Annotated in this window: 3 protein-coding genes; 1 reads left to right on the top strand and 2 read right to left on the bottom strand. The window is 66.8% G+C overall.

Annotated features, from left to right (window positions below):
* Window positions 1-97 precede the first annotated feature (97 nt).
* Window positions 98-1471 (bottom strand): FAD-binding oxidoreductase, encoded by a 1374-nt coding sequence (locus tag AC062T_RS08025; RefSeq protein ID WP_476028956.1) that lies wholly within the window; start codon window positions 1469-1471, stop codon window positions 98-100.
* A 74-nt stretch (window positions 1472-1545) separates the two neighbouring features.
* Between AC062T_RS08025 and AC062T_RS08020 the strand changes: the two genes are divergently transcribed.
* A complete protein-coding gene (locus AC062T_RS08020; protein WP_476028954.1) occupies window positions 1546-2409 on the top strand; it encodes a VOC family protein in 864 nt (287 codons plus the stop codon).
* Here the strand turns inward: AC062T_RS08020 and AC062T_RS08015 are convergent.
* On the bottom strand, window positions 2406-2735 hold a 330-nt coding region (locus tag AC062T_RS08015; protein ID WP_476028952.1), incomplete at its 5' end, for an LPXTG cell wall anchor domain-containing protein. The genes AC062T_RS08020 and AC062T_RS08015 overlap by 4 nt on opposite strands.

Here is a 2735-nt window from a genome sequence, read left to right as displayed (position 1 = left end):
GGGCCATACGCCGGGGTCGATGCCAGCGTCTGCTTCGGAAAAACGCTCTAGCCGCCAGCGCTGGTAGTGCGGGCCGCTGGTTAGTGCGGGGCGCCGGTTAGTGCGGGCCGAACACGAAAGTCCCGCTCGGATCCCATTTTTCGCGCAGCGAGGAGAGTTTCGCCGCCGTCGCCGCGGGCCAGGCCTTGTCGAACTCTGCACGGCTGTGGGGATCCCCCACAAAGTTGATCGTGGTTTCTGGCGCGGTCCACTCAGCCACGGCAGCCCGGATGCCGCCCATGACCTGCGGCAGCACCGTCTCGAATAGCTCGGGAACGGGCGCCCCGATGACCGTCATTGTGTAGAGGGCTCCGCGTCCGCCGACGGCAGTGCCCTCAGCCGTGTCTGCCGCGGTCGCCGACCCGAGGTGCCGAATCTCGACCGCCATGAGGGGAAGCTGGGATCCGGGGCCGACGCCGGCCAGAAGGGTATCGGCGAATCGGTCGTCCAGCCGCCCGAGCAGCAGACCGTCGCTCCAGGAGGGCGCGGGCGCTTCCGGGTCGGAGTGGATGAGCTTGAGCTGAGCTGTGGGCAGGATTCCCACGGCGTCGATGAGCGGGGTGGCGAGCGACTTGAGGGGTGCGACGAGTCGTTCCCCCTCGTCGGCGTCACCGGGGAAGGCAAAGCGCAGACTCAACACTGTCTTGCCGCGCAGCGGTTCGGGGATAACGTCGAGCGGCGGCATGTTGAGAAGTGCCACCGAGGTGGTGACGGCGTCGGGTGCCGTTTCTGTCCAGGTCATCCAGCTGCGCAGCACATGGTCGATGTCGCCGGTATCGAAGAAGAGCGCACCCCCATAGACGGTTGCAAGGTCGACGAGCGCAAGCTCAACCGACGTCACCACTCCGAAACCGCCCTTCCCTCCGCGGAGTGCCCAGAAGAGGTCGGGATGCTCGTCGGCGCTCGCGCGCACGATGTCACCAGCCGCGGTCACGACCTCAAACGAGCGCACGTAGTCGGAGCTGAACCCGTGGCTGCGGGAGAGCGGGCCGAGCCCTCCGCCCAGGAGGTAGCCGACGACTCCGACCGTCGGTGACGACCCGGGGATAGAGGTCAGGCCGTGTGCTGCTGCGGCATCCTGAACATCCGCCCACGTCGCGCCGGCGGCGACCGTGGCGGTGCGAGCCTGCTCATCAATCGTGACGTCCGTCATTCGCCGCGTCGTAATGAGCATGCCGTCGCTGATTGAGGAGTGCGTGCCGTGTCCAGTAGCGAAGACCCGCACGGGGAGTTCGTGGTCCACGGCGAAGCGGACGGCGCGGCAAACGTCGCGGGGGTTTGCGGCCCCGACCACAACGTCGGGGGCCTGAGGGTAGGCGAGGTTGAAGCCGGTGACTTCGGCGGCGTAACCATCGTCATGGGGGAGCAGCACGGGGCCGTCGATCGTTGTGGCGAGCGCGGCGACAGAATCAGCGTCGATGGGTAGTGACATGGCGCGAGATTAGCGCGAGGATCTGGCTTCTCACTAGGGGGAATACCCCCCATGTTATAGTTGTTGCTACAACTATGAACGCAAACATCCTCGCCCCTCAGACCGCCATGGGCGCGGTCAGCCTCAAGGTCGCCGACCTCGACACCATGATCGCGTTCTACCGCGACGGCGTGGGCCTCACGCTGCTCGCCCACGACGGCCCCAGCGCGGTGCTCGGTAGGCCGGGCAGCCCCGCGATCATCCTGGAGCATGCTGCGGAGCTCAAGCACGCACCCTCCACCTCGGCAGGGCTCTATCACACGGCATTTCTCTTCGACGAGAAGAGTGACCTCGCCTCATCGGTCTACTCGGTTGCTCGGGCGTACCCGCGCAACTTCACCGGCAGCTCCGATCACCTCGTGAGCGAGGCCTTCTACTTCAACGACCCAGAGGGCAACGGCGTCGAGCTCTACTGGGACCGCCCGCGCGACTCCTGGAAATGGCAGAACGGCTCCGTCGAGATGGGCACCGTCTACCTCGACCCCAACCGCTTCTTGCAGGAGAACCTCACCGAGGCCGGCCTCAGCGCCGCAACGGTCGGGGATACCGCAGTCGGCCACGTTCACCTCAAGGTCGGCGACATCCAGACCGCCAAGCAGTTCTACGTGGGCACCGTCGGCTTCGAAATCACCATCGAATACGGCACGCAGGCCCTCTTCGTGAGCGCCGGCGGTTACCACCACCACGTCGGCATGAACACGTGGGAAAGCAACGGAGCTGGAGCCCGAACCCCCGCGCTGGGACTCGGCCAGGTCGCCATCGAGGTGCCGTCGACGGATGATCTGGGCGCGCTCGGCGAGCGCCTCACTGCACGAGGCGTGCAGCAGGCGCACGACGGTCGCATGCTCACCTTCGCCGACCCGTGGGCCAACGAGATTCGGGTGACCGCCGCGGCCTAAGCGCTGCGCGCCCTGCGGCGTGCCACGAGGCCAGCTCCGAGGAGCATCAACATCAGGCCGAGAGTTGCCCAGGGGGCAGGCTCAGCTCCCGTGCTGGCGAGAGCGGCCGGCGTGGAGCCCGCCGCTGCGGCGACCACCGGGGCGGGCACGCTGAATTCGTACACACTCACGGTGCCGCTGGTTTGTCCGACAAACACCAGGTGGTGCGGCCCGGGCGTGAGCGTGGGCATGAACGCCCAGTAGCCCGAATCAACCTTGCCGCCGACAATCGCGTAGGTGCCCAGCCACTGCGCGGTGCTGTACACGTACACGTCGACGAAGCTATC

This window comes from Homoserinimonas sp. (genome assembly GCF_056262345.1).
Note: the sequence above shows the minus strand (reverse complement) of the source record. Positions and strands in the feature narration are given on the sequence as shown.